1 protein-coding gene and 1 pseudogene are annotated in these 2,548 nt (G+C 67.4%); both read left to right on the forward strand.

The window, feature by feature from the left end; genetic code table 11:
* The first annotated feature begins 155 nt into the window (after window positions 1-155).
* A complete protein-coding gene (locus tag CFB82_RS41205; protein ID WP_089487926.1) occupies window positions 156-794 on the forward strand; it encodes a carbonic anhydrase in 639 nt (212 codons plus the stop codon).
* Between the two features lie 38 nt (window positions 795-832).
* Window positions 833-2,378 (forward strand): annotated as a pseudogene (locus CFB82_RS41210) (SulP family inorganic anion transporter).
* Window positions 2,379-2,548: the final 170 nt, after the last annotated feature.

The following is a 2,548-nucleotide window of genomic DNA, read 5'->3' on the forward strand; positions in this document are numbered from 1 at the left end:
TCCGGCATGTCCGGAGCCATTTGCATCGTCGCCAGAAGGAACCTCACGTGATTCGTAACCTGTTCAACGAGAAACATGTCCGTTACGCCGCTTGAATATTACGCACTATTTGATGAACTGGTCAGTAATAGCAACTATCGATTGCAGAGGTAAACATGAATCGTCCCAAAAGTATGCTGGTTGCAAACATTGCCTGGGCCCGCGAAACGCGCGAACGCACGCCCGGCTTCTTCGACGCGCTCGCGCGCGGCCAGAATCCGCGCGTACTGTGGATCGGCTGCTCGGACAGCCGCGTGCCGGCCGAGACCATCACGCACTGCGCGCCCGGCGACCTGTTCGTCCACCGCAACATTGCGAACCTGTTCCAGCCTGACGACGACAATTCCGCCAGCGTGCTCGAGTACGCGGTGCGCGTGCTCGAGGTCGATCACGTGATCGTCTGCGGACACTACGGCTGCGGCGGCGTACGCGCGTCGCTGCTGCCGCCGCCCGCTGACCTGCCGCACGTCGCGCGCCGCATCGCGCCGTTGTGCGCGCTCGCGCATCGTCATCGCGACACGCTCGCCGCGCTCGACGACACGACCGCCGCCGACCGCCTGGCCGAGCTGAACGTGCTCGAGCAGGTCCGTCAGTTGCGCGCATCGCCGATCGTGCGCGACCGCGAACGGCCGCCGCTCGTGCACGGCTGGATCTTTTCGCTCGCCGACGGCCGCCTGCTGGAGCTCGATTCGGGCTATACGGCGGCGCCCGTCGACGTCGAACTCGCGCTTGCCGCAACCACCGCGCTCGGCTGATTCAGCCTTGCCCCAACGCCAATGAAATCGCCTCAACCGTGAAACTGAACGCGCACCTGTCCACCCTGCCGCGCGACACCATCGCCGGCATCGTCGTTTTCCTCGTCGCGCTGCCGCTCTGTCTCGGCATCGCCAATGCCTCGGGCGTCGAGCCGTTCGCCGGGCTCGTGTCCGGCATCGTCGGCGGCATCGTCGTCGCGCTGCTGAGCGGCTCGTCGCTGTCCGTCAGCGGGCCGGCAGCCGGCCTCGTCGTGATCGTCGTCGAAGGGATCGCGCAACTCGGCAGCTTCTCCGCGTTCCTGCTCGCGGTGCTGCTGTCCGGCGTGCTGCAGTTCGGGTTCGGCATGCTGCGCGCCGGCCGCTTCGCCGCCTACGTGCCGTCGCCCGTCATCAAGGGCATGCTCGCCGCGATCGGCCTGCTGCTGATCGTGAAGCAGATTCCGTTCGCGTTCGGCATCGGCGGCTCGGCCGCGCAACCGTTTGCGAACTGGCCGGGCCTGCCGGTCGCATGGGCCGCCACGGCCATCGCGCTCGCATCGCTCGCGCTGCTGATCGCGTGGGACACGCCTGCACTGCGCCGCTTCGCGCTGGTGCGCTCGGTACCCGCGCCGCTCGCAGTCGTCGTGCTCGGGATCGGCGCGACGCTCGTGCTGGGTTTCGTCGCGCCGGCCGTTGCGCCGGGCGCCGCCCATCGCGTGACGCTGCCCGAGCTCGGGTCGTTCGCGGCGCTCGCGGCCTCGCTCAAGCATGCGGAGCTCGGTCCGAACTTCGCGCAGCTCGTCAATCCGGACGTGTGGCACGTCGCGATCACGCTCGCGGTCGTCGCGAGCCTCGAGACGCTGCTGAGCCTCGAAGCAGTCGAGCAGATCGACCCGAAGCGCCGGCCGGTGCAGCCCGATCGCGAGCTGAAGGCCCAGGGCGTCGGCAATCTTGTCGCGGGCGCGGTCGGCGGGCTGCCGATCACGTCGGTGATCGTACGCAGCTCGGTTAACGTCAACGCGGGCGCGCAAAGCCGGATGTCTGCCATCGTCCACGGGATTTTGCTGCTCGCGAGCGTGTTCGCGCTCACCGGCCTCATCAACCTGATCCCGCTCGCGAGCCTGGCCGCAATCCTGATCCACACGGGCTTCAAGCTCGCGAAGCCGGCACTGTTCCGTTCGGTGATGAAGCAAGGCCCGGCCGCGTTCGTGCCGTTCGCGGCGACGATCATCGGCGTGCTCTCGGTCGACCTGCTGTTCGGCATCGCGCTCGGCCTTGCGTGCAGCGTGCTGGCGGTCGCCGTCGCGAACCTGAAGAGCCCCGTCACGCTCGCGCAGCACGAAGACCACTTCCTGCTGTCGTTCCGCAAGGACGTGTCGTTCCTCGGCAAGGTGCAGGTCAAGCACCACCTGCGGCACATTCCGGACCGCGCGGCGGTGATCATCGACGCGACACGCGCCGACTACATCGATCACGACGTGCTCGAGCTGCTCGACGCGTTCGTCGCCGATGCGCCGCGTCGCGGGATCGCGGTCGAGTTCCGCCGGCGCAGCCCAGCGCCCCGCGACGCGCCGCTGGCTGTTCCGCGCACCGGCCGCCGAATGAGCGATGCATGATTCGCAACCCTTGCGCCAGCAATGTTGCGCGGGGCTTTGTTCGACAGGGTATGCGCTCAGTTGGTTGCGGGCGCAATTAGGCTGTCTTGACGCAAATCGCCTTGCCGAAGCTGTTCCACCGGTTCACGAGGTTCGCAATGATCACGCCCTCGCGCTGCT

It is taken from the genome of Burkholderia sp. HI2714 (genome assembly GCF_002223085.1).
GTDB lineage: Bacteria > Pseudomonadota > Gammaproteobacteria > Burkholderiales > Burkholderiaceae > Burkholderia > Burkholderia lata_D.

Excerpts from the sequence above, each read along its gene's own strand:
- CFB82_RS41205 (WP_089487926.1), top strand. The coding sequence starts at position 156 with ATGAATCGTCCCAAAAGTATGCTGGTTGCAAACATTGCCTGGGCCCGC.